The organism is Chitinophagaceae bacterium (assembly GCA_016710165.1).
GTDB lineage: Bacteria > Bacteroidota > Bacteroidia > Chitinophagales > Chitinophagaceae > Ferruginibacter.
On the sequence record JADJLJ010000001.1, the window covers coordinates 238,141 to 261,115 of the forward strand.

Annotated in this window: 25 protein-coding genes and 1 tRNA gene; 10 read left to right on the forward strand and 16 right to left on the reverse strand. The window is 45.3% G+C overall.

All coding sequences use genetic code 11. The annotated features are described in order from the left end of the window. Positions 1 to 22: 22 nt before the first annotated feature. Together IPJ02_01055 and IPJ02_01060 are read right to left on the reverse strand one after the other, a co-directional pair. Positions 23 to 604: a Crp/Fnr family transcriptional regulator gene (locus tag IPJ02_01055; protein MBK7374193.1), complete on the reverse strand. Its 582-nt coding sequence runs from the start codon at positions 602 to 604 to the stop codon at positions 23 to 25. Between the two features lie 32 nt (positions 605 to 636). After that, positions 637 to 2,754: a hypothetical protein gene (locus IPJ02_01060; GenBank protein ID MBK7374194.1), complete on the reverse strand. Its 2,118-nt coding sequence runs from the start codon at positions 2,752 to 2,754 to the stop codon at positions 637 to 639. A gap of 296 nt (positions 2,755 to 3,050) precedes the next feature. Here IPJ02_01060 and IPJ02_01065 point away from each other — a divergent pair, with 296 nt between their 5' ends. Next, complete coding sequence (locus tag IPJ02_01065; GenBank protein ID MBK7374195.1) at positions 3,051 to 3,794, forward strand: murein L,D-transpeptidase catalytic domain family protein; 744 nt, start codon at positions 3,051 to 3,053, stop codon at positions 3,792 to 3,794. A 160-nt stretch (positions 3,795 to 3,954) separates the two neighbouring features. On the opposite strand, the gene IPJ02_01070 is transcribed toward IPJ02_01065, so the two are convergent. The 4 genes from IPJ02_01070 to IPJ02_01085 form a co-directional block, all read right to left on the reverse strand. Next, the gene (locus tag IPJ02_01070; protein ID MBK7374196.1) at positions 3,955 to 4,311 is read right to left on the reverse strand and encodes a helix-turn-helix domain-containing protein; all 357 of its coding nucleotides are present in this window, start codon (positions 4,309 to 4,311) and stop codon (positions 3,955 to 3,957) included. A gap of 3 nt (positions 4,312 to 4,314) precedes the next feature. Then, a complete protein-coding gene (locus tag IPJ02_01075) occupies positions 4,315 to 4,608 on the reverse strand; it encodes a type II toxin-antitoxin system HigB family toxin (protein ID MBK7374197.1) in 294 nt (97 codons plus the stop codon). Positions 4,609 to 4,909: 301 nt separating this feature from the next. Further along, a tRNA-Pro gene (locus IPJ02_01080) sits at positions 4,910 to 4,983 on the reverse strand. A gap of 265 nt (positions 4,984 to 5,248) precedes the next feature. Then, positions 5,249 to 5,740: a hypothetical protein gene (locus tag IPJ02_01085; protein ID MBK7374198.1), complete on the reverse strand. Its 492-nt coding sequence runs from the start codon at positions 5,738 to 5,740 to the stop codon at positions 5,249 to 5,251. A gap of 142 nt (positions 5,741 to 5,882) precedes the next feature. Between IPJ02_01085 and IPJ02_01090 the strand changes: the two genes are divergently transcribed. The 4 genes from IPJ02_01090 (at position 5,883) to IPJ02_01105 (ending at position 10,008) form a co-directional block, all read left to right on the forward strand. Then, complete coding sequence (locus tag IPJ02_01090; GenBank protein MBK7374199.1) at positions 5,883 to 7,046, forward strand: sigma-54-dependent Fis family transcriptional regulator; 1,164 nt, start codon at positions 5,883 to 5,885, stop codon at positions 7,044 to 7,046. A gap of 101 nt (positions 7,047 to 7,147) precedes the next feature. Then, positions 7,148 to 7,795, forward strand: a complete 648-nt coding sequence (locus tag IPJ02_01095) for an alpha/beta hydrolase (GenBank protein MBK7374200.1) — start codon at positions 7,148 to 7,150, stop codon at positions 7,793 to 7,795. A 95-nt stretch (positions 7,796 to 7,890) separates the two neighbouring features. After that, positions 7,891 to 9,411, forward strand: a complete 1,521-nt coding sequence (lepB, locus tag IPJ02_01100; protein ID MBK7374201.1) for a signal peptidase I — start codon at positions 7,891 to 7,893, stop codon at positions 9,409 to 9,411. Positions 9,412 to 9,522: 111 nt separating this feature from the next. Beyond that, entirely contained in the window at positions 9,523 to 10,008 is a 486-nt protein-coding gene (locus tag IPJ02_01105) for a cytidine deaminase (protein MBK7374202.1), read from the forward strand. 7 nt (positions 10,009 to 10,015) lie between these two features. On the opposite strand, the gene IPJ02_01110 is transcribed toward IPJ02_01105, so the two are convergent. The 5 genes from IPJ02_01110 to IPJ02_01130 all read right to left on the reverse strand — a co-directional run bounded on the left by IPJ02_01110 (position 10,016) and on the right by IPJ02_01130 (position 13,107). Beyond that, positions 10,016 to 10,528, reverse strand: a complete 513-nt coding sequence (locus IPJ02_01110; GenBank protein MBK7374203.1) for a methylated-DNA--[protein]-cysteine S-methyltransferase — start codon at positions 10,526 to 10,528, stop codon at positions 10,016 to 10,018. A 206-nt stretch (positions 10,529 to 10,734) separates the two neighbouring features. Further along, positions 10,735 to 11,064: a tRNA-binding protein gene (locus IPJ02_01115; GenBank protein ID MBK7374204.1), complete on the reverse strand. Its 330-nt coding sequence runs from the start codon at positions 11,062 to 11,064 to the stop codon at positions 10,735 to 10,737. A 126-nt stretch (positions 11,065 to 11,190) separates the two neighbouring features. Beyond that, on the reverse strand, positions 11,191 to 11,484 hold the full coding sequence (locus IPJ02_01120) for a DUF952 domain-containing protein (protein MBK7374205.1): 294 nt from the start codon (positions 11,482 to 11,484) through the stop codon (positions 11,191 to 11,193). Further along, on the reverse strand, positions 11,481 to 12,350 hold the full coding sequence (locus tag IPJ02_01125) for a transglutaminase family protein (protein MBK7374206.1): 870 nt from the start codon (positions 12,348 to 12,350) through the stop codon (positions 11,481 to 11,483). Before IPJ02_01125 ends, IPJ02_01120 begins: the two co-directional genes overlap by 4 nt. Positions 12,351 to 12,816: 466 nt before the next feature. Next, positions 12,817 to 13,107: a hypothetical protein gene (locus IPJ02_01130; GenBank protein ID MBK7374207.1), complete on the reverse strand. Its 291-nt coding sequence runs from the start codon at positions 13,105 to 13,107 to the stop codon at positions 12,817 to 12,819. Between the two features lie 186 nt (positions 13,108 to 13,293). On the opposite strand from IPJ02_01130, the gene IPJ02_01135 reads away from it, so the two are divergent. Then, positions 13,294 to 13,653, forward strand: coding sequence for a hypothetical protein (locus IPJ02_01135; protein ID MBK7374208.1), 360 nt, complete (start codon positions 13,294 to 13,296; stop codon positions 13,651 to 13,653). 356 nt (positions 13,654 to 14,009) lie between these two features. Here the strand turns inward: IPJ02_01135 and IPJ02_01140 are convergent, their stop codons facing one another. From IPJ02_01140 to IPJ02_01155, 4 genes are all read right to left on the reverse strand, one after another. Continuing rightward, entirely contained in the window at positions 14,010 to 14,813 is an 804-nt protein-coding gene (locus IPJ02_01140; protein MBK7374209.1) for a methyltransferase domain-containing protein, read from the reverse strand. Between the two features lie 210 nt (positions 14,814 to 15,023). Further along, entirely contained in the window at positions 15,024 to 15,746 is a 723-nt protein-coding gene (locus tag IPJ02_01145) for an endonuclease/exonuclease/phosphatase family protein (GenBank protein ID MBK7374210.1), read from the reverse strand. A gap of 307 nt (positions 15,747 to 16,053) precedes the next feature. Continuing rightward, positions 16,054 to 18,636, reverse strand: a complete 2,583-nt coding sequence (topA, locus tag IPJ02_01150; GenBank protein MBK7374211.1) for a type I DNA topoisomerase — start codon at positions 18,634 to 18,636, stop codon at positions 16,054 to 16,056. A 188-nt stretch (positions 18,637 to 18,824) separates the two neighbouring features. Further along, positions 18,825 to 19,664 carry an alpha/beta hydrolase gene (locus IPJ02_01155; GenBank protein ID MBK7374212.1) on the reverse strand — a complete coding sequence of 280 codons (840 nt, stop codon included), beginning with the start codon at positions 19,662 to 19,664 and terminating at the stop codon, positions 18,825 to 18,827. A gap of 18 nt (positions 19,665 to 19,682) precedes the next feature. Between IPJ02_01155 and IPJ02_01160 the strand changes: the two genes are divergently transcribed. Then, positions 19,683 to 20,441, forward strand: coding sequence for a DUF2520 domain-containing protein (locus IPJ02_01160; protein MBK7374213.1), 759 nt, complete (start codon positions 19,683 to 19,685; stop codon positions 20,439 to 20,441). Positions 20,442 to 20,677: 236 nt separating this feature from the next. Here IPJ02_01160 and IPJ02_01165 read toward each other — a convergent pair whose 3' ends face one another. Then, positions 20,678 to 21,328, reverse strand: a complete 651-nt coding sequence (locus IPJ02_01165) for a GyrI-like domain-containing protein (GenBank protein ID MBK7374214.1) — start codon at positions 21,326 to 21,328, stop codon at positions 20,678 to 20,680. A 265-nt stretch (positions 21,329 to 21,593) separates the two neighbouring features. Between IPJ02_01165 and IPJ02_01170 the strand changes: the two genes are divergently transcribed. The 3 genes from IPJ02_01170 (at position 21,594) to IPJ02_01180 (ending at position 22,949) form a co-directional block, all read left to right on the forward strand. Beyond that, positions 21,594 to 21,929 (forward strand): 2Fe-2S iron-sulfur cluster binding domain-containing protein, encoded by a 336-nt coding sequence (locus IPJ02_01170; GenBank protein MBK7374215.1) that lies wholly within the window; start codon positions 21,594 to 21,596, stop codon positions 21,927 to 21,929. Positions 21,930 to 22,075: 146 nt separating this feature from the next. Then, positions 22,076 to 22,330 (forward strand): Fe-S cluster assembly protein IscX, encoded by a 255-nt coding sequence (iscX, locus tag IPJ02_01175; GenBank protein MBK7374216.1) that lies wholly within the window; start codon positions 22,076 to 22,078, stop codon positions 22,328 to 22,330. 97 nt (positions 22,331 to 22,427) lie between these two features. Then, a complete protein-coding gene (locus IPJ02_01180) occupies positions 22,428 to 22,949 on the forward strand; it encodes a 3-deoxy-D-manno-octulosonate 8-phosphate phosphatase (protein MBK7374217.1) in 522 nt (173 codons plus the stop codon). Positions 22,950 to 22,975 lie beyond the last annotated feature (26 nt).

The following is a 22,975-nucleotide window of genomic DNA, read 5'->3' on the forward strand; positions in this document are numbered from 1 at the left end:
TGTTCCCAAGTGGTTTCTGTTTTCATAATCTTACTTTTCCCAAAAGCTTGCTGAAATTGGTGGCATCCATGCCCAGGTAATTGGCGATGTATTTGTGAGGCACCAGGTTTAAAATATGCGGACTCCGTTTCATCAGTGAGCGGAATTTTTCTTCTGCGGTAAAACATTGTACCTCTATCATTCTTTCCAGTACACCCGCAAAAGCATAATTGGTGGAAATGCGGATAAGGTGTTCAATGAGGTGATGCGCTTTCATCAATTCATCCAGTTGCCGGAAACTGGTCTTTAAGAAAGTGCTGGGTGTCAGTGTTTCCACAAAGAACCGGGATGGCGTTTGGGTAAGAAAGCTGTCGGCCACGCCGCCAAAGGAGGGGGCATAGGTAAACACGATGGTTGCTTCCCTGTCCTGCTCATCATAATAATAGACCCGTTGAATGCCTTCGGTGATGAAATAGAGGTTTCGTTCGGTTTCGCCGGCCCGGGTCAGTACAGATTTTCTTGGGGCAGAATCTTCCTGCCAGATCTTTAAGAATTTTTCCAAAGCAGCATCACCGGGATCATAAACCGATAATACAAAGCTTTTAAGTATTTCTGTCTGGCTCATATTGAATCGGCAGGCAGCTCCTGCATAGCAATTTAATAGTTAAATACTTCCCGGATGAATTTTACACCGATATATTTATTGGGCGGGATATAAGAAGAGAAAAGGTCCCTGGTCACTTTGGATTGAAATCTTGCGGTTAATTCCTGCCACAATACATTCCATTCGATATCCTTATTGCTGACCATCTCCCTGTTTATCCTGTCGAGCAACGGGTCATTGATCAGTTTGGACCCGATATTCCGTGTCACAATAACATTCACATCCGGGTTCAGCTGGAATACTTTTAAAACTTCGTTGTAGCCCCCGCAGGACCCCAGGAATACAAACTGGCCCGATGAGGTCATTTTATTTAAACTCTCATGCAAATAATAACTATGCCCCCGGTGAATAAAGGAAGTTGCTTCAAAACCTTCCTTTTCAATGGCAAACAGCATTTCATTCTGTGCAGAATCAAAACCAATTTGTGTGTTTGGCTTGTTCATATAAACCTTCATCGCATTGCCCGACCTGGAATGAAAGACAATGAAATTACCCCGGTCCGTCCTGTCCCAGGTTGCATTATCAAAAACCGCCGTGCTGTTGCTGAATGAACTGGCGGCGTCCTCATCATCATAAAAGAAACAGGCCTGGACAATCGTGTTGTTCTTTTGTAACCGTTTGATGGCAAGCACGTCGTAGGTATCATCGGTTTTATAGTTGATCTTATTCAGCAGGATGTCTTTGAATCCATTGTACATCCGCCGGTGCATAAAAAAATACTGCAGCCCGGGTTGTTGCAGGATCTCATCGATCTGCCTGACCAGGATGTCCCGGATGGTTGCGTGGTGCCTGATCTCGTAAAGTACTTCTGCCAGGGTCATTGCATTCAGGATGATCTCATTATCGGTAAGGCGCCTGTTGGTAAGCCCGGTCAGATAGTTCCCGATCAGCCCGGCAACTTTTTCTTCCTTCAGTCGGTTGACCAGGTCATCCACCAGGCCATAGCCCGAGATATTTGCCATCACATTATTGAACTGGTAATAGTCAATATCTTCAAAGAATTTATTCAATCCTTCTTTTTCCGTTTTCTCCAGGAATCTTTTATAAACATACATGAAGCTGGATGTATACAACTGGCCGCTGCCGCCGATCAATAAAAAATAAAGGTCCCTGGCTGTCAGGGTATTCAATACCTGGAAACGGGTCTTATCGGGAGCCTCGTGCAGCATATTTATTTCACGGATGAAATAAATATTCGACAGGGTCTTGTTCGTGTTCAGGATCGGTTGTTGTAAAAAAGCCTTTTTTTCAGGATCCGGGTTTTTATACAGCCATAAGGCTTCCTCGATGAACGCTTCATAATAATCCTGCGGACAGAGGATGAGTTCCCGGACCCTCTCCATGCTGATACGGTTTTCAAAGATCGCCAGGCTGAATGGCATGATCCGGTCATAATAATTATCCCTGCTCACCCCGCTGACGGCCTTAACGGTCGTGTTATTGCTCCTGTTCACCAGTTCAATGAACCGGGTGTCATTTTCGGCAAGTTTCCTGGTAAGGATATCGGGTGCGTCATTCGCCAGGAAATAAAGCAATGTGTCTTTAAAGCGTGCATAGCGGGGCAGGTGGATCCGGGTGGAAATGAAATAAGGATTATTCAGCATTTCCCGGAGGCCAACGATGGTCCGGATGCTGTCGCCCAGCAATAAACCGTCAAATGCAGACTGGAGAATGGCTGTTTGGGTAATACCGATCTCCCGGAATATATTCCGGAGGGGCTGTTTCTTATAGGTTTTTAGCGCCAAAAGGAAATTATGGTTCAAGGAAGGTATGCGCAGGAAAGTGATGGACCTGCTGTTGAGTTTGTCCTCGCAGGAACGGAACAGGTTCAGGAGGATATCAATTATTGGTTTGTCCTCTACAAGTACATATTTTTTGATCAGTGAGTCACAGGTTGTATAGTAGAAATGATCGATGGCCTGTGTAAAGGTCTTGTCGATCTCCCTGCTCTTTAATGTCTTTACCAGGCTTTCCCTTGTCTTTACATAGGCAGAAAAGTCCTGTGCGAATAAACGGGATGAAAGCGAAACCTGTACCAGGCAGACCAGGGAAACGTATAATGCCAGGCCTGGCCTGTAGAATACCTTTCTGCCATTTGTTCTGTTTTTCATATTTGTTATCTCCACGGATAAGTGAAACATACACATATGCCTGTTGCATATATACCATCGCTGAACAGGGTATTTCTTATAGATGGGATATTAGTCATATGCAGCATTCATTGGCCTCAATTTCTGCACTATAAAAATAAACTTTAAAGGTCACGAATAGAAAACTATTCAGTGGCGGGTTTAGGTGCATGTTAAGGGTTTACTAAATATGGCCGGGAAACAGGTCTTAACAGGACATTTTTACTTAAATCGGTAGTTTTGCACGGGATTTGAGCTATCCCAATCAAATTATAGTAATGAGAAGGGTAATAAGATATTGTTTGTCGTTTGTATTACTTAATGCAGCATTCTATGGGAGTGTTTTTGCCATGCAGCAGCCAGCTGACGGCCTGGCAAAAGCAACTTCGTATGACAACCCGTCTTCTTACAACACGGTGAAAAATGAGGCTTCTGTTGTGAAAGACACGAAGACCGCAAATGTGGCTGAAGATTCTTCCTTAAATCATATCGATACCAGGTACAATGCTGCTGTAGCCCGGTTAAAGCAACGGGCAACGGAACTGGAGACCTACATCAAAGCGAATAATTTTAATGCGGAGTATTGTTTCCTTGTTGATATGTCGCTGCCTTCCGGAAAGAACCGTTTTTTCATTTATAATTTGAAAACAGGATCTTTGGAAGCTTCCTCCATGGTTTCGCATGGACTTGGTTCTTATAAAATAGGTTGCAACGACGTACTGGAGTTTTCCAATTTACCATCAAGCTATAAAACATCCTTAGGAAGATACAAAATAGGAAGTGCTTATAATGGTACATACGGGTTAGCCTATAAATTGTACGGACTGGACAGTACCAATGACAGGGCTTTTGAGCGGGCTATTGTGCTGCATGCCGATAAGCGTGTTCCCGAAACCGAGGTCTTTCCCTACCATATTTTCCACAGTGCCGGTTGCCCTACAGTAGCCCCCGCATTCCTTACCACGTTGACCAAGTATATCAAGGCATCAAAGAAGCCCATATTGATGTGGATCTATGCTTAGTTCCCTTTCTGAATGATATCCAGTTAACTTCTATTCTCAGCAACGTCTCTCCTGTGATTTGTGTGCTGGCTGAGGGCGTTGTGTAAGTTAAAACAAATTACGTTGACGCAACGTCCCTTTACAGGAGACGTTGCCGGGAAGAGGTTGTGTTTATGTGCGACTAGTAAGTTTGAATTAATACGTCGGTTGGGATTCGAAGCGTACTGTGCAAATTGCGAATCATTTCTAGAGTTAACTTACGTTTTCTGTTCAGTATTTCACTTGCTCTGCTTTTAAGCCCTACTACATTTGCCAGGTCCGATTGCGTATACCCCAACTGATCCATTCTGAATTTAATGGCTTCTACTGGATCAGGGAAGTCGATGGGATAGTGGTCTTGTTCGTATTTTTCAATAAGAAATCCTAACATTTCAAGTTCATCCCCTTGTGGTGTGTTAGGTTTTGCATCAAAAATCACTTCAAGCCTGTCCAAAGCAGCCTGATAATCCTTCTTTGTTTTTAATAATTTCAGTGTCATATTTTAAATTTTTGTTGCATCGGTTTTGTCATATTGACTATGCGTACCAATGAAGCGAATCCATACCATTTGATAGTGATAATTGATCCTAACAATTAATCTGTAGTCATTGTGCTTTATATTAAAAGCAACTCTATTGTCACCCAAAATGCTTGCGGAAGGATAGTCTTTTTTAAGCTGATTTGAGTTTTTCCATTGAGCGTTTTGCGCTTCCTTATACCAAGACTTAAGCTGTTGTTCACAGTCTGGATGTTTTACCCAGAACTCCCTTAATATCTTTCGTGCAATTACTCTCAAAAAATTGCCTTTTAGCAAATGTACTAAAAGGTTCCCATAATGGGAAATTTATTTTTAAATAGAATATCTCTGTTCTCAGCAACGTTTCTCCTGTGATTTGTGTGCTGGCTGAGGACGTTGTGTAAGTTAAAACAAATTTCGTTGACACAAAGTCCCTTGGCAGGAGACGTTGCTGGGAAGAATTAATGAGTTGTTTAAAAAGCAATTCCACTATAGTATTTATGATCTTTCAGGCTTAGCAATAGGTAAACGTAATGGGGCATAAAAAAATCCCTATCCTTAAAAGTAGAGATTTTAAAAGTCGGGACGACTGGATTCGAACCAGCGACCACACGCCCCCCAGACGTGTGCGCTACCGGGCTGCGCTACGTCCCGAACATTTTTTATTTTCAGCCCCGGGTGAGTGTCCCGCCAATGGCGGCGGCTACGTCCCGAAACCGGTGGCAAAAGTAACGGCAAAAATCAACATTTCAAAAACCGTTTACCATCCGGTAGTGTCCTATTTTGAATATTTTCTGACCTGTCATGCTGAGGAACGAAGCATCTCAGGTTAAGCAAACGATTCTGATCAGGAGATCCTTCGTACCCTGCCTACCGGCAGGCAGGCTCAGGATGAAAATCATTCAAAACAGGACACTACCTACCATCTCCTCAACTCTTCTTTTGTAAAACGGTATTCCGGGGTTTCTATCAGCCTGCTTTCGGAAACGGCATACCAGGGCGAAAGGTTTTCACTGGCCGGATTGATCAAAACATGAATGTCCTGTGCCGGCATATAACCCTGGGCAAGCAGGTATATCTTTTGTCCGCTTTTGTTTATGGCCGCATCCATTACTATAACTGCATGTCCGGGAAAACCGCCACGGATGATCACATCTCCGGGCATTACCTGGCTAAAGCTTTCAACCCGGTTTAATTGTTTGGCCAGCGAGGCCGTACCGCACATACCAAAGACCCTTTCCAGGTATGCCGGGAAATGATCCCTTGTATAAGGGGGTGAAAATTTATAAGCAGTCTTTGCATTATCATAAAACAGGATCCTGTCAAATTCTTTCTGCGCAAAAAGGAATTCAGCCCTTATCCAAATGGATTTTCTCCGGGAGAGGTCACCGTGATTTCGCTTCGGGCAGATGACCCTGCGTTATTATGGCAGGCAAGGGAACACAGCAGGATAAATATAAACAGTGATTTGTACCCCATAATTGGTTATTTTTGACTAACTGCTATTTGATGCAGTTTAGCATTCAGTCCACATAAAAGATTTGTTAATACCCATGGCCAATATTTTGATCATTGATGATGAAAAAGCGATCCGTAAGACCCTGACCGAGATACTCAGTTACGAAGGATACAAGATCGATGAAGCCGGTGACGGGGAAGAAGGATTGAAGAAATTCTCTGAAAAAGCATACGACCTGGTGCTCTGCGATATCAAGATGCCCAAACTGGACGGCATTGAATTCCTGGAAAAAGCAAAAACCGTTAATCCGGATATCCCGGTCATTATGATCAGCGGCCACGGCAATATCGATACCGCTGTGGAAGCCGTTAAAAAAGGCGCTTTTGACTATATCAGCAAACCGCCTGACCTGAACCGCCTGCTCATCACCCTGCGCAATGCCCTCGACAAGCAGAACCTGGTAACCGAGACCAAAGTGCTGAAACGCAAAGTTGGCAAAGTGCTGGAAATGGTGGGCAACAGTGCCCCGATCCAGAAAATAAAAGACACCATTGAGAAAGTGGCTCCCACAGATGCCCGGGTTTTGATAACCGGCGAGAACGGGGTAGGCAAGGAACTGGTGGCAAGGTGGATACATGAAAAAAGCAACCGCAACACGGCCCCATTGGTGGAGGTAAATTGTGCGGCAATCCCCAGCGAACTCATCGAGAGTGAATTGTTCGGTCATGAGAAAGGCTCTTTTACTTCGGCAGTAAAACAGCGCATCGGAAAGTTTGAAACGGCCAATGGCGGCACATTGTTCCTGGATGAGATCGGCGATATGAGCCTCACCGCCCAGGCAAAAGTATTGCGTGCCCTGCAGGAGGGTAAGATCACCCGGGTGGGGGGTGAAAAAGATATTTCGGTGGATGTGCGGGTGGTTGCCGCAACCAATAAAGACCTGCTGAAGGAAGTGGATGAAAAGAATTTCCGGCTCGACCTTTACCACCGGCTGGGGGTCATCATCATTCATGTACCATCGCTCAACGAACGAAGGGATGATATCCCCCTGCTGGTTGATTATTTCCTCGACATCATCGCAGTTGAATACGGCCAGCCCAAAAAATCGGTTGATAAAAATGCCATGGATGCACTGCAGGCATATAACTGGACAGGTAATATCCGGGAATTGAGGAATGTGGTGGAAAGACTGGTGATCCTCTCCGGCAAGACCATCACCCTGGAAGATGTGGAGAGCTATGTGCTGCCGAAGAAGTAGTGGTCAATGGACAATAGGCAATGGACAATAAGCAATGGACAATATACATAGGGGTGAAATAATTGCAAAAAACAAATCTTAATTCCCTTTAGGGATGGGGTATGAAAACGATCTATTGCATCAGTGGTTTGGGGGCAGATGAACGGGCATTTTCAAAACTGCGGGTGAAGGGATATGAATTAAAAGTGATCCCCTGGCTTATTCCCGGGCAAAATGAGACCATACAGGAATACGCGGCAAGAATGCGGGCCGGTATCAAAGATGAACAGCCCATCCTGATGGGTCTTTCCTTCGGCGGGATGATCTGTACCGAAATTGCCAAACAGGTACCGGTTAAAAAACTCATCCTCATTTCCAGCATAAAGTCATCTGACGAACTGCCAACCTGGATGAAGGTTGTTGCCAGATTAAGGTTACATAAGATCGTTCCGCTACGATCATCCCGGCTTACCGAGCCGATACAGAATATCATGCTGGGGGCGGGTTCGGAGGAGGAAAAGATGATCGCATCTGAATACCGGAAGAAAGTGGATATCAGTTATACCAACTGGGCAGTGAACGAGGCCATCAACTGGAAGAACAACTGGAAACACCCGGAGACCATTCATATTCACGGCGACAATGACCGGATGTTCCCAATAAAAAATATCAAGCCAACGTTTACCATAAAAAACGGGGGGCACTTCATGATCATGAACAAGGCCGCAGCTATAAGCCGGTGCATCAATGAAATATTGCAGGAGGACTGACCGGGGTATGTTAAACATTTTAAAACATTGTTTCTGTAAATCATTGCCAACCGGTTAATTATGGTATTTTTGGCACGCAAAAAATTTTACACTAAATGGATTCAAGTCAGATAACGGTACTCTTGCTGATTGCGCTTTTACTGGTAATACTTCCTTCGGTCGGACTTTATAAATTATTCATCCGGGCGGGACGTCCCGGGTGGAAGGCTTTCATCCCTTTTTACAATACCTGGGTGATGCTGGAAGTGGCCAAAAAACCCAAGTGGTGGTTCTTTGCCCAGATCATTCCCATTGCCGGGTGGTTCTTTACACTGGTGATCCTGATCGAGTTCATCAAGTGTTTTGATAAGTTCAGGTTCTACCAGCACGCGGCCACCGTTTTCAGTGCGGGCATTTACCCGGCCTATGTTGGTTTCAGCAGCAAGACCAGGTATATCGGTCCGGAAGGAGTGAAGCACTATAAGAAATCAACATTACGGGAATGGGTGGATGCGGCTGTATTTGCCGTAGTAGCTGCCACCCTCATCCGAACCTTTGTTTTTGAAGCATATACCATTCCCACGCCATCCATGGAGAAAACATTGCTGGTGAACGACTTTTTGTTTGTGAGCAAATCAACCTATGGCCCCCGCTTACCCAACACACCGGTTGCCATGCCTTTTGTGCATCATACCATCCCGGGGCTGAATGTAAAATCCTATGTGGAGTGGGTGCATATCCCTTATACCCGCTGGTTTGCCAGCCCGGTAAAAAGGAATGATGCCGTGGTATTCAACTTCCCGGTAAATGATACGCTGATCAATGATGAATTGAATTTCGGAAGCCGTGTCACTTATTATGAAGCGGTTCGGAAAGAAGGAAGGGATAAGATATGGCAGGATTACGGCGACATCATCATCACCCGGCCGGTGGATAAACGGGAGAATTTCATAAAACGTTGTGTGGGCATCGCCGGCGACAGTATACAGATCATAAACGGCAAACTGTATGTGAACGGGAAACCCGGCGAGGAGTTTCCGCAGGCCCAGCGTTACTATTTGCTGCAGGTGCCGGATGGAGATTACCTGGATAAAGAAAAACTGCACAACTTCGGCATCGACGTTCGGGAAGAACAGAATGATTTCGGGCAGATAAAGAATAACCTTTACCAGCTGAACATCACCAATGCCGAAAAAGCAAAACTCAGTTTACCCAAGGGATATATCCTTACCGACTTTTACATGGATCATCAAAATGACCTGTTCCCTTATTATAATGATTCCACCGGCCGTACCTGGTCGGGGGATAATTACGGCCCCCTGTGGATACCGAAGAAAGGGGCAAGCATTCCGCTTACGCACGATAACCTCATCCGTTACCAGCGTTGCATCCAGGTATATGAGGGCAATGAGTTTGAAGAGCGCAATGGAAAATATTTCATCAACGGAACAGAAGCGACCAGCTATACGTTTAAAATGGATTATTACTGGCTGATGGGCGATAACCGCCACAATTCACTCGACAGCCGTTACTGGGGCTTTGTTCCCGAAGACCATGTGGTAGGTAAGGCATCCCTCATCTGGTTCAGTTGGGAAAAAGGCCCACGCTGGAACCGGCTCTTCCGCTGGATCAAATAAATTCAGCTTTTTGAATATAAATGTTTATTTTTAAGATACAGATGGGTCCTCGCTGCAGCAGTGCAGGGAGGACTTTTTGTCTGCACCCTGAAAATTCAAACAAGTAGTATCATGAATAAAGAAGAATACCAGTTCAGCTATGAAGTGTATGATTCTGCGGATGATCTTGAGAAACAGGATGCCTGGCTGGTGAACGAAGCCCGGGAAGTTACAGATACGGCCTATGCCCCGTACTCCAATTTCAATGTGGGCGCTGTTGCCAAACTGGTCAACGGGGAGATCGTTGCCGGAACCAACCAGGAGAATGCTTCTTACCCGGTAGGACTTTGTGCCGAAAGGGTATTGCTTTCATCGGCAGCAACCCTGTATCCCGGTGTGGCCATCGAAAGCATCGCCATCAGCTACCATAATAATAACGGGGAGAGCAACCATCCCATTTCTCCCTGTGGCATATGCCGCCAGAGCCTGGTGGAATATGAAGAGCGGACCAAACATCCCATTCGCCTTATCTTAAGCGGAATGGAAGGGAAGGTCTTTATCATAAAAACCGCAGGATTACTTTTGCCGCTTTCTTTTGGCAGTGCTGACCTGAAATAAAGGGGAATTAAAAAAGGGTCAGTACGCCATTGGCTATTTTGTTCTCATGCTCCAGCAGCCATTTCTTTCTCCAAAGGTCGCCGCCATAACCTACTAATTCGCCATTGCTGCCAATGACCCGGTGACAGGGAACAATGATGCAGATGCTGTTATTGCCGTTTGCCGTTCCCACTGCCCGGATCGCTTTTACATTCCCAATGCGTTTGCTGAGTTCCATGTAACTGATCGTACGGCCATAAGGTATCTTACAAAGCTCAGTCCACACCTGTTGCTGGAAATCCGTTCCAACCTGTGCAATATGTACGGTGAATTCGGTCCGCTTGCCGGCAAAGTATTCATCCAATTGTTTAAAGCAGCTTTTTATGATGGCCGATTTCGGTTTAACAAAACTCAGCTCTGCTTCATTGATCTTTGCGCCCTTCCAGGAGTTCACAAAAAGTATCTCGGATATAGCGCTGCCCGTGCTCCGAATCTCAAGAGCACCCAGGGGAGACTGGTAATAGGCAATTTCGACGTTCATTGGTATACCAAATGTACAGGGAATATGGAAGAAGAAGCAAGATACGGGATACAGGATACCAGATGCCAGATGCAGGATACAATATACAAGATCGGGGCTATTGGATCTTGTATCAGGAAATCAAACATATATCCAGTAACCAGCATCCTGTATCCTGCATCCGGTATCCTGCATCCTGTATCCTGTATCCGGGATCGGCTTTTCGTTCACCCGATCTTACTCCCGTTCTTAACAGGCAAGGAAGGCTGCAACAGCACTACGTCGTTATTCTCATTGTAAACACCCAGCACCAGGCATTCGCTGAAGAAATTAGCAATTTGCTTAACCGGGAAATTGACCACGGCGATCACCTGCCTGCCTATGAGCTCTTCTTTTTTGTAGAGGGCCGTTATTTGTGCCGATGATCTTTTGATGCCCAGCTCTCCAAAATCGATGCTAAGCTGGTAAGCCGGTTTTTTGGCCCCGGGAAAATCGGTTGCTTCCAGGATGGTACCCGAACGGATATCAATTTTTTCAAAATCATTCCAGGAGATCATATCGTTTAAGTCGTTAAATCATTTAAATCGCTTAAATCGTTTAAGTCGTTTAAGGTTGATCATTTAATAAACGAATTAAACGACTTAAACCTTTGACGGAACTGGTTTGCTGCCCAGCGGGCCGGGTTATAACTCTTCCACTTTACAAACGGCATCTAAATTAAGCGGGCCATAAATATGCGGGAACTCTTCATTCACCGAAGGCGCCAGTTCATAGGTGAACGGAGACGTGAGTTTGTGTTCATCAATGTGTAACACCAACAGCCCTTCCTGGCCTTTATAATAACGTTCCAGCACCCCAGCCACCTGGTTTATCTTACTGGCATGTATAAAACCTTCTGTTGCCAGCGATTCCGCTTCATAAAAACCCCGGGCGGCAGCCTTTTGCCAACTTGCCTTATGCACTACGTGGTAGATCATTCTTCCAGGAGGTTTGCCAGCAAAAGCAGTTCGTCCATTTTGTAGCGGTTGCGGTCATTGTCGAAGCACTTGCTTAGTTCTTCCAGCAGGTACTGGATGATGCGCTTATTGCTCATTGGCCTGAAATAGGAAGGAACCGGCGGAACGGAAATGCGCTTGAAATAAGCTTCCACATCCTTGTGACTGTACATCTGCCCGTTCAGCGGGTCGATGTAAAAATTTATTTTTTCAGACGCATGGCCTACCGGGTTGAGGATGTCGTGCTGCGGATCAAAATAGGCAAGGATGAACTGGCGGGGGATGTTGATGGCCTTCACCGGTATATCCAGCAGTTCGCAAAGCGCCAGGTAAATGATGCCGTTGCTGAGGGCATTGCCTTTTTTACTGTCGAGCGTTTTATTGATGAGGTAGTCATCGGGATTGTTGTAGGCAAATTCCACCCCCTTTTGCTTGTAGTAATTATAAAAGATACCTGTCACCACATTGATCTGCTCAATGGGAGTGAGGTAGTTGTTCAGTTCCAGCCAGGTGTTCCGGCGCAGTTTTTCAATTTCCTGGTGAACCAGCGTATTATCCATTTCGGGATAATGATACCGGGCAACCAATAATGCGCCCTGCAAAAGGCCGGTGTCTTCTGCGGCCCATTCGGTAAAGTCGTCGGTGAGGTCACGGAAGTGTAAGCGGTGGATGAGCAGTTCGATCCTTTCCTGTACCTCTTCGCTGCTGGTGTTTTCCCACAGGTGTTCCAGGTTGGGGATGATGTCTTTGCCGAAGGAGATGATCCGGTCGCTTACGGTGCTGTAAACGTCTTCATCCGGGTCATCGATCAGGTGAAGCAGGGCGGTTATTTCTTTGTTTTCTTTCAAGTGGTAAACGATTTGAGACCAATCTCGTGAAATGAACGTAAACCGGAAAGTTAAAATTTTCCACAGGTGTTATTAAACTAAAACCGGCAGGGTTAATTGCCGGTCGTACTGTTAATAGGTTTACTATTTACTGGCTATGTATCTTTTATCAGCCTGATGTTTTGAACCACATAGGACATAGGACACATAGACTTTAGATTTCCCGGGTTTCTATGTTCTCTACTGTGGCCTATGTGCTTGAGTTGAAAACCGGACCATTGCATCCCGGTCAGAGACCGGGACGAGTTTGGAGTTATTAAAGTAAGACCGGCTGGCCTATTTGCCGGCCGTTATACAAATAGTTTTACCGTAGCTGGCTATTGATTATTAAATAGTCTGCTTTTTTGAACCACATAGGGCACAAAGGGTTTAGATTTCCTGGATTTCTATGTTCTCTACTGTGCCTATGTGGTTCAGTTATAAAAAATCATTTCTTGTTCATCGCACCTTTTATTAGACCCACAATGGCCATCAATATACCACCTCCGGCACCGCCGCCTGCAATGCTGGTGATGATACTGGTCACATCCATGCTTCCGGCTGCCGCATCGCCGCCGATGCCGAGCATGCCAAGCAACTGTCCGCCCAACCCGCCGCCTACAATACCGGCAATTGAATTCCCAACGGTGCCCAGTGATTGCTTAGGCATTAATTTACCCGCTGCATTGCCCCCGATAGCGCCGGAAGCCAACTGAATGATCAATGGTAGAATTTCCATAAAAGTTGTTTTAGGTTAATGAATAATGCAGATAAGGTACAAAAACTAATTAAGGAAAAGAAGAAAGTTGGCGGGGTTTGACAGGAACCGGGCCGGGAAAATACCCGGCAGTACGTATAACAGTGATATTGAGTTTTGTAACTTTACCCATCCACATCATTTAATAAAAACATACGATGAAAAAGAATGATTGTTTTGTTTGTAGCCGCATTCCTGGCTGGCCAGCATACAAAGGCACAGGTAAAAGATACCCTGCCTTGTCCAACTATTGTATTAACTGTACCTGCCGGCGCTAAGGTCACGGAAGGGAAGAAGGCTGTTTTCAGCATTAAGCCACTGGGTAAGGCCTATGATAAATATGATGTTACCTATAACTGGATGGTGAGCAATGGTACCATTACAGGTGGACAAGGCACGGCTGCCATCCAGGTAGATACCAGGGGCCTGAAGAACGAGTCTATAACCGCAACCGTTGAAGTTGGCGGGCTGCGGTATAACTGTTCCAGTATTAAATCGGCATCGATCGATGTGGTAGAGAAAAACTAAAAGGGGTTACTGTTATTATCTGGCTGGACTTAGTCGGCACAGATACATAGCGCCTGAGGCCTTCGTGTCACATGAACCCCGCGTTGTGAAAAGATGTAAGCAACCGGATCCCTTTGCGCTCTTTGCAAAAAAACTCAGCGTTCTTTGCGGTTATTTTTTTACCGCAGAGAACGCAAATAAAATGCAGCGCAAAGTACACAAAGAACTTTTTTTGTCCTCGTGATTCGCCTTGGTTACTGTCTCGAAACACTTGTTTCATTTTACGTGGTTCCTGTCGGTGTGAAAGCAACCAGGGAGTTAAAAACTCTGGGCCATTGCATCCCGGTCAGAGACCTGGACGAGTGCGAGATCATTCTTCATTTAAATGCTTCCCCCACCCAGGCGTTCAGTTCAGAACGAACCGGGTCTTTACTCACCTCCTCATTGATCTTTGCAGCAACTGCCTGCTTGATGGTCTCTAATAGTTCAGGGCCTTCTTTCAGAATTTCATGTACGATGGCATTGCCTTCCACGAAACCGGTGGCGACGTCCATGGCCGAAGGACTTTCTCCTTGCAAACTGATCTTTTCAATGGTTGCTTTTGTAAATCCTGCATCTGCCAGATGTTTCTGCAGCTCAACGGGGTCGTACATAGTATAAGGCTTTCCATAAAAAGAGGGTGGTGGAGTTTTTAAAAATTGCAGAACTGTCTGGTGGCTGATATGGTAAGTGATATTGTTTTCGGGTTTATCCCAGGTAACAAATAAGAACTGGCCGCCGGGTCTTAAAACACGCCATGCTTCATTGAAACCTTTTTGTCTTTCGGGCAGGAACATATACCCGAACTGGCAGATCACACAATCAAAACTGTTATCCGGAAAAGGCAGTTCCTCTGCATCGGCCTCCCGGAATTCCACATTGGATGCATCTACCTGCTGCCGGGCAATATTAAGCATACCGGGATTCAGATCAGTAGCTGTAAGCGTTGCCGATTTACCGATGCGTTCGGCAATATGCCGGGTAACCCGTCCCGTGCCGGATGCTATTTCCAGCACTTGTTGCGGGGAGCCTTTTATCCGGCTGCTGACATACACAGCGTAGGGCTCAAAAATATATGGCCCCAGGTACTGTTCATATATGCCAGGTATCGTTCGGTCAAAAGGAAAAATGGTTTGCTCCATTTCAAATGTTTTGGCAGCTAAAGTAACTAAAATAAAGCAGGGCTGTGGGGTGGGAGGTAAGCGGAACACTTACCAGTGAAGGTTATTGTTCCAACGCAAGTTGGTTGAGTTGAAAACTCTGGACCATTGCATCCCGGTCAGAGACCGGGACGAGTTTGGTTTACTTCCACCTGCCCGGCTTGCATAAATGCATTTGTTGACTGAAGATCATTAGATAAACTCACTGTTGAAAGTTATTGATAACGGCTTATGATCACTATATTTTTTCCATTCTTCATAAACACCAACTTCTACATTAATTAATTTTTTTATGAAATTGGAAGAGGCAAAACAATAATCAATATGATAGGGTTTGTTTTTGTGATGGTACATGAAGAAAGTTGGTTGAGTTTCTTTTCCTTGCAATTCCTCTAAATGATGATGGTAGGTGCTGTGTATATCAAAAGATTTAAGTTTTTCAACAACCATAGAATGATTGCTTTTTCGATTTAATTTGTCCCACAAAACATTACTATTAAAGTCGCCAATGAGAATTACGCTTTGTTTCTTAAGAATTTTTTCATAAAAAATTAAAGCTTTCCAAACTTGGCCTGTGTAATTATAATTTCTGTCTAATGGATTGTAAGCCCATATGGCAAAAAGTATAAAGTCAAAATTTCCTCCAGAAACTTTTATAGGTAATATTGTTTTGATTTCTGAATTGTGATTTTTAAGAAGTTTAAGTTTATACTTTCCATATGAAAAAACGCCAAGCCCCTTATTTTGATTTCTACCATGCCATAAAGTGCTTGCCGGTTTTGGAAGATCTTTAGGAAAATTTAATTTATCTGGATGTTCGCATTCTGGTATTATTAAAATGTCAGGCTTGTTTTTTAGGATAAAATACATTTTTTTCCTAAATGCCATTTTGCAATTCCAGGTTATTAACTTCAATTGGTACAGTGTATTTTTAGAGTTTCTGCAAACATTTGTATTGCAACAATTCCCTGTTCCATCTTATATTCATCCCAAATACAAAACAGCACAAGACTCATTGCTATAAGTACAATGTAAAAAAAATAATTGATTAATGAAATGCCTGGTGCTAGTTCTTCTTCCCATGGTTGGAGAGGACAGCAACCAGGAAAGGAATGACTTGCTGAATGAGTGTTCCGGTCGGTGGGGACACCGACCGGGGTGGGAGGGGACACCGACCGGGGTGGGAGGGCTGTGAAAATAATTGCTCAATAAAATACCGGGGCTACTTCTTCTTCGCCGCAGATCTTTTGGGCGCAGCATTGGCAGCCACGGCCGCTTTTTTCTTTGCCGGCGCTTTCTTTCCCATCTTGTCAAATGCCTTGGGGTCCTGCGCCAGGATGATCTTCTTTACATCTTCCAGCTCCAGGGCAGCTAAATCATCGGGAGTATATTTTGCTCCATTGCTGTTGAGGCCGGGCTTGTAGGTATTCTTGCCGAATTTGATGATGGCGCCCCAGCGTGCATTTTCAATGGATATCTTTTCTTCGGGCCACTGTTTGATATAGCGGTTGGCTTCTTTCTCCATTTTCTTTGCGATCAGTTCATCGCAATCCTTCTGCGTGAGGAGATCAAAATTATATGCACGGGGCACATTGATGAACATATTGTTCCACTTGATGAAGGGACCAAAACGGCCCTTGCCCTTGGTGATCGGCTTCTCATCATAAAAACCAATGGGGGCGTCTTCTATCTTCTTTGCTTCAATGATCTGAATGGCTCTTTCCAGGTCAACATCATTGGGCTCTTCACCCCGGGGAATGGAAATGAACTGGTCGCCCCATTTTACATAGGGTCCGAAACGGCCGATATTCACCGACACTTCCTGCTCTTCATATTCACCCAGGGGAGCCCCCAGTTTAAAAAGCTCCATGGCTTCTTCCAGGCTGATGGTCTCAATACTCTGTGTTGGCCTCAGTTTGGCAAACCTTGGTTTCTCCTCATCATCCAGCACGCCGATCTGCACCATCGGGCCATAGCGTCCCATGCGGGCAATGACGGGTTTGCCCGTTGCAGCATCGTTGCCCAGTGCACGTTCGCCCACCGCCCGCTCGGCATTCTCCAGCGTGTGTTCCACCCCTTCATGAAAGGGCGTGTAAAAATCACCCACCATCTTGTTCCATTTCATCTTGCCGTCGGCTATCTCGTCAAACTCTTTTTCAATTTCGGCGGTGAAGGAATAATCCATCACTTTATCAAAATGCTGGTTCAAAAAATCGGTTACCACCAAACCAAGATCGGTAGGGAAGAGCTTTGATTTCTCAGCGCCGGTATTTTCCTGTTCGGTGATCTTCGTTACACTGTCGTGCTGCAGTTTTAAAATACGGAAATCCCTTTTAACAGGTTCCTTGTCTTTTTTCTCTACATAATTACGTTTAATAATGGTGGAGATAGTAGGAGCGTAGGTACTCGGCCTGCCAATACCCAGTTCTTCCAGTTTCTTTACCAGCGAGGCTTCTGTATACCTTGCAGCGTGCTTGCTGAAACGTTCCGTAGCGGTCATGCTTTGAAAATCCAGTACCTGTCCAACCCTCAGATCGGGTAGACGGCTTTCGTCGCTTCCTTCATTCTCATCATCATCTGTTCCTTCGAAGTATACTTTTAAAAAGCCATCGAATTTCAATACTTCACCGGTGGCGGTCAGGTCCTCGTTGTTGGTGCTGATATTTATTTTAGCTGTTGTCTTCTCCAGTTCGGCATCACTCATCTGCGATGCGATGGTGCGTTTCCATATCAGTTCATACAGGCGGTTCAGGTCGGGGTCGCCCACCGATTTGTTCTCCATGTAGGTAGGACGGATGGCTTCGTGGGCCTCCTGGGCGCTCTCGTTCTTGTTCTTGTACCTGCGTACCTGTAAATAGTGTTCTCCATAACTCCGCCTGATCTCTGCAGTGATGGCATCCATGGCTGTTGCTCCCAGGTTCACACTGTCGGTACGCATATACGTGATCTTACCGCTTTCATAGAGTTTTTGTGCAAGCAGCATGGTCTTGCTAACGCCATAACCCAGTTTCCGGCTGGCTTCCTGCTGTAAGGTGGATGTTGTGAAAGGCGCTGCCGGCGTACGTTTTCCCGGGCGTACCTGGATGTCTTTTACGGTATATTGAGCGCCGATACAGCTCTGCAGGAATTTTGCAGCATCGTCTTCCTGGTCAAATTTGTTCCCTTCGGCTTTAAAGGAAACCGTTCTTTTATTCAGGTCGGTGGCTGCTAAAAAAGCTTCCACCCTGAAACTGCTTACGGGAACGAACTGGTTGATCTCCCTTTCTTTCTCTACGATCAATTTAACCGCCACGCTCTGAACCCTTCCGGCGCTTAGTCCACCGGTCATACCGATCTTACGCCACAGCACCGGGCTCAGTTCAAAACCCACGATGCGGTCCACCACCCTCCGTGCCTGTTGTGCATCCACGAGGTTCATGTCAATGGTACGAGGATTTTCCACAGCGCTTTGAATGGCCGGTTTGGTGATCTCGTGAAAGACGATCCGCTTGGTCGTTTTCGGATCCAGGCCCAGTACTTCCGCCAGGTGCCAGCTGATGCTTTCTCCTTCCCGGTCCTCATCCGATGCCAGCCAGACCTCCTTGCTTTTTTTGGCAAGGCTCTTTAATTCGTTCACCACTTTTTGTTTTTCGGGAGATACTATATAAGTAGGCTGGAAATTATTCTTGATATCGATGCCCATATCGTTCTTTTCCAGGTCACGGATATGCCCGAAGCAGCTCTTCACTTCAAAGTCTTTCCCCAGTATGCCCTCGATGGTCCTGGCTTTTGCCGGCGACTCCACAATTAACAGGTTTTTAGCCATAATCAGGTTTTATATCTACGCTGCAATACGCTGTGGTACGGTGTTTCAGCATCATTGCATCAACAGTATTTACAATAGTATCTGGTGTTCCAAACTGCATTCAACCGGCAGCATGTTCCGGTGCAATATTACTTTAAAATTGAAAAATCAAAATAAATCGTGTAAACCGTAACAGTATTTTATCATCCTCACATGAACTCAATTACCTTATTTTTTATTGCAGGATCGTGATAAATCTTGCGGTGGCCAAGGCCTTTTGTAATAACGAAATGAATGTTCGGATGGTTGTCTTCTTTCACTTTTTGTGCATCGGCCCAGGGCGTTACCCCGTCGTCCTCGTCATGTATCCACAGCACCTGTGCTTTGATATGGTGCATGGCCCTGCGCATGGAGAACCAGGTGGTCTCTTTTCCGCTCAGCCGTAAAACGATGGCATCAAATTCCTTCCGTACGGCTGCATTTTTTATTTTCAGCATATCAAAGGCGATGTCAACGGCGGTGGTGGTTTCGGTGGCCGGGGCGATCAGTACCACCCTCGTGTTCTCATTGTGCGGCATATTTTCCAGCGCCAGGCTTAATGCGATCCCGCCAAATGAATGTGCCAGGAAACTTTTTATGGGGCCGAAATCAGCCATCACTTTCTTTATCATTTCGCTGTATTCAACTGCATTGGTCGTTTCCCCCTCGCTGCTGCCATGGGCGGGGGCATCAAAAGCAAGTACTTCATATCCTTTTTCGGCCAGCGGTATGGCATAGTGTTCAAATTTATGGGCAGCCGAGCCAAAGCCATGAAGGATCAATGCTTTTTCCGGCCGGGGATGGTTCCAGCGGAAGCCCGTGACCTGTAAACCATTCAGTGTAAAACGGATGGATTCTGCATGTAGCGGATGTATTTGCTTTTTTGTCTTTAAATAAGGAGTGCTGAATAACCGGAAAGCTGCTGCTGCTGCCTTTTTTTTGGACAACAGGGTCAGCAACTTAAATTTGGTTTGTATATAACCAATGGTTAATCTTTGTGAGAGTTTCATAAAAATCAAAGATATGTCATGCGGGTTGTAATCATCGGTTCGGGCAATGTGGCTTCTGTGATGGGCCGCCTTATCAACAAAAACAATCACCAGGTTGTTCAGGTGCTGAACCGGAATATTGACCATGCAAAAGTACTGGCGGAAGAACTGCATTGTGCTTACTCCGGAAGCAATGATGACGTGGATAAAAGCGCCGATGTGTATATCCTGGCGGTAAGTGACGGCGCTTTGTACGAACTGAACAAGTCTTTTCATCTCGGAAATAAACTCATCCTGCATACGGCCGGTTCGGTGCCCATGGATATATTGAAGGATATTTCGGTGAATTACGGTGTCCTTTATCCCTTGCAAAGCCTGCGCAAGGAAATGGACTATACAGAGGATATTCCCTTACTCATTGATGGCAATTCCGAAGAGACCATTACGCTGATCGGGGATTTTGCCCGAACCATTTCCGGTAAAGTTGCCAGGGCATCAGATGAAGAACGCCTTAAGCTGCACGTAGCTGCTGTGATCGTAAGCAATTTTACCAATCACCTGTATACACTGGCCGAAGAATTCTGCGAAAAGGAAAAAATTGATTTCAAACTGCTTGCCCCGCTTATAAAAGAAACAGCGGTTCGTGTGCAGGATCATTCCCCGGCAAAAGTGCAGACGGGCCCGGCCATCCGCAACGACGTATTTACCCTGGATAAACACCTCCGCCTGCTGGCAAATTATCCCCGGCTCAAATATATTTACCTGAAGCTTACCGACAGTATCATGAAGGGATCATAGGCGTGATCTCAAAAGGATTCCAATTCCTGTCATCCAGAGGTACGAGGGATCTGCCCTTTTTATGTTAATGACCGGGAAATCATAGGACTCAAAGTTTTCAAAAGTACTTCTATGTTTTCTATGTTCCTATGTGGTTCAATCTTGTTGAATGTTGTTGAATATTGTTGAATGCCGTTTTTATGTTTTTTCCATGTGTCCTATGTTCCTATGTGGTTCATTTTTTTTTTAGACTTTGCCTATTTGATCGGGAATACAATATCGGTTTGTACCTTATGGGGATCGACCGGCTTGCCGTTCTTATCAATGGGGTCGGTCACATAGATCTCAAAAGGAGCGCCGGCAGAGACTTTTTTATTGTCCTTCATATATTCTTTGATCGCATCATAGCCTTGCTTCAACTGGTCGTAGGGGCCGTAAAAATGGGCCAGTACTACTTTCCCTGCAGGCAATTCCCTTACCTGAACACCGGGAGATAATTTACCCGGCCGTTTGTTCACCTGCAGCCCGGCTTCAAAAAAGAACGGGGCCCTGGTTGTTTTATACCAGGCAAGCGGGGCGCCTGCCAGCTTGAGATTATTCTTTTTAATTGTCTCGGCCAGTTTTGTTCCGTAGAGTTTGGCCAGTTTCATACCTATACGTTCATAGGTCCTTGCACTGTCGCGGGCATAAATGATGATCCTTTTCGGGCCAAGGGTATCTACTATATTAATGATGGGAGGGCGCTGGAATTTACCTTCCGGGACATCAACCTTTTCGGTCTTTTTTACCGGTACGATCAACGTGTCCTTCGGCGGGGCCGCTGGTTCTTTTTTTCCTTTGTTTTTACAGGAAAACAGCACGACAAGGGCTGCCAGGGGTACGAATAAAAGGATGCGACTTGTTTTCATCAGTGATTGAATGGTGATTTATACCGGAAAGTAAAATAGTAAAACCTTTTTACTTTGCAAACAGAAAACAGCGGTATCGTAATTTGAACCATCCCGATGGCTATTGGGAGTACATAGCACACATAGGTCAACTACAGAGCTATATGTATTTTCTATGTTTCCTATGATCCTATGTGGTTCCATAACCCTTCTTTCATCAAACTAAATCTATATTTTCCTTAATTAGTAATATTAAAGTAGGTTTGCACCCCGAAATTTGCGGATTATGTACAGTATAACGTTTAAGTTTGAACAGAAGGGTCTTGAGCCGGTTACCCTGACCGGTATTGAACCCGACCAGTCCATACTGGAAGTAGCTTTGAAGAATGACATCGAACTTCATCATAACTGCGGCGGCGTTTGTGCCTGCAGTACCTGCCACCTGTATGTTGACCAGGGCGAAGCTTTCCTGGAAGAACTGAGTGATAAGGAAGAAGATTTTATTGACCGGGCCGTCAATCCCAGGCTGAATTCAAGACTGGGATGCCAGTGTGTGTTGCTGGATGGGGTTGGAGAAGTTTCTGTTACTTTGCCTGACCAGACTCAATTCCTGGGCGAATAGGGAATGTGGATCCGTTAATCCGTTAATCCGGTAATCCGTTGATCCGGTAATTGGTTTAAACGGATCAATAAGTTAACCGACTAACTAATTAACCATTTAACGGATTAACCAATTAACTATTTAACCGATTAACCAATTAACATACCATGACTTTTGAACCCCCCATTCACTGGAACGATTATGAAGACATTGCCATGAAGCTGTATGAACGCTTCGGGGATGCGTTTGGCGAAAGCCAGATATACCGTATCCGTTTCACCGACCTGCATAAATGGGTGATGGAAATACCCAACTTTGCCGGTAAGGCCGAACAAAGCAACGAAGGCCACCTGGAGATGATACAAAGCACCTGGGTGTATGAATGGAGGGATAACCAACCCCCAACCCCTAAAGGGGGGTAATTCTCGTTTTATTATTTGCGGCACACTCTTATAATTCTATTTTTGCCTGAATTAAATTATTCACTTCAAATTTAAGTTCCCCTTTAGGGGACAGGGTATGAACATCCTCGAAAAATTCAAGACCATAAAAACATTTGTTTTTGATGTGGATGGTGTGCTCACCGACGGCAGCCTGCTGATACTGGCCGACGGGCAGATGGCGAGGCAGATGAACATAAAAGACGGGTATGCACTTCAACTGGCAATAAAGAAAGGATACCGGGTTGTGATAATTTCCGGCGGAACCTCGGAAGCCGTTGCAGAACGATTGTACAGGCTGGGAGTGAAGGATTGCTTCTTAAAAGTGGAGAACAAAAAGGATAAACTCATTGAATACGTCACCCAAAATGAGCTCAACTGGACTGAGGTATTGTTCATGGGTGATGACATACCTGATCATAGTTCCATGCAGCTTACCGGCTTACCCTGCTGTCCTGCTGATTCGGCGCCCGAGATAAAACAAATATGCCATTATATCTCACCACTGGAAGGAGGAAAGGGCTGTGCCAGGGATGTGATCGAAAAAGTGCTGAAGCTGAATGACCATTGGGACCTTGATACCACGGTCTCGTCTAAGTAGATTCAGCATTTAGGGTTTCAATGCTT